Raw genomic sequence first — 1,110 nt, 5'->3', positions numbered from 1 at the left:
CATAGTAAAAAATATATTCCTTTTTTTATTTTCAATATATAGTATATAGGAAAACCAAAAATCAATATTAATGGTATTGCATATATTGCCACATATAAAATATAATTTAAAGTAAGTTTAAATATTTCTGAAGATGTTTCTGCATTATCTAATACAATACTTTTAAATCTATCTCCGACAAAAGCAAGTATAAAAAAGAAAACAAAATACTTTACTAGTAAGTACAAAAAACTATTGGTAAGGTTAACTTTAAGCATATTAATTTCTTTTATAAAATTGTGATGGGTAATATGAAAAATCTCTTGTTGGAGCCATCCCTCTCGGAGTTGGAGTTGCTCCCGTTACTGGAGCAGTATGCGTTTTCATAAAAGAAGGCTGATTATACTGCATTAATTTAGAAGTATTACCGTTACCTGAAACAGTTAAATTTGCTGAAGGAAATATATTTGTAGAAGCTCCTACCGAAAGATTTCCATTACTACTATTGTAATCTATATTTAACTTCTGAGCTACATCTACAATTTTAAAACCAACTGTATTTAAACCATATTCTTCAATTTTGGAAACGCTGGCGTGCTGTTCAAAATTAACATTAGCTCCTGTTGATGTAGAGTTCATACTGAATGTATTATTGCTACCGCCTTCTCCTGGATAGAACATTCTTGGTGCACCTACTGGGGTTGGACCAGGTTCAGATTTATAATTTCCTACCAAGCTGGTTAATTCTCCTGCGGAATTTTCTCTTCCTGTCAACGTTAATGTACTTGTTAGTTTAACACCTGATGCATCCATCCCTAATGAAAAGGCAGAAGGTACATCCCAAAGTTTTTTATCTATGTAGCTTGTAAAAGTAAATGTTAACTCTTTTCCCATGTAAGTTTCCCCTGCTTTTGTTGTAGCTTGGTTATTTGCGTTTTTATCCCAATAAATGGAACCATCCTGTCTTTGAACAAAATCATTAACACTACGACCATCAGGATCTGTAAATCTCATCGGATTATTTACAGCGTAATTATAAGGAGACCATCTGCGATATTCTTCACTTAAAGGGTCTGGAGATATCCAGCGTCCTATGTCTGGCATATAAAACCTTGCTCCATAATCATACAT

The 1,110-nt window shown here is 32.9% G+C and carries 2 protein-coding genes; both read right to left on the bottom strand.

Annotated features, from left to right (window positions below):
* Positions 1 to 257, bottom strand: a 257-nt coding sequence (locus CQ046_RS23950) for a hypothetical protein (protein WP_228407035.1), incomplete at its 3' end; no start/stop codon positions are given.
* Between the two features lies 1 nt (position 258).
* On the bottom strand, positions 259 to 1,110 hold an 852-nt coding region (locus CQ046_RS23375), incomplete at its 5' end, for an RHS repeat-associated core domain-containing protein (protein ID WP_133166633.1).

The organism is Chryseobacterium sp. MYb7, assembly GCF_002979455.1.
In the GTDB taxonomy this organism is placed as follows: Bacteria; Bacteroidota; Bacteroidia; order Flavobacteriales; family Weeksellaceae; genus Chryseobacterium.
Note: the sequence above shows the minus strand (reverse complement) of the source record. Positions and strands in the feature narration are given on the sequence as shown.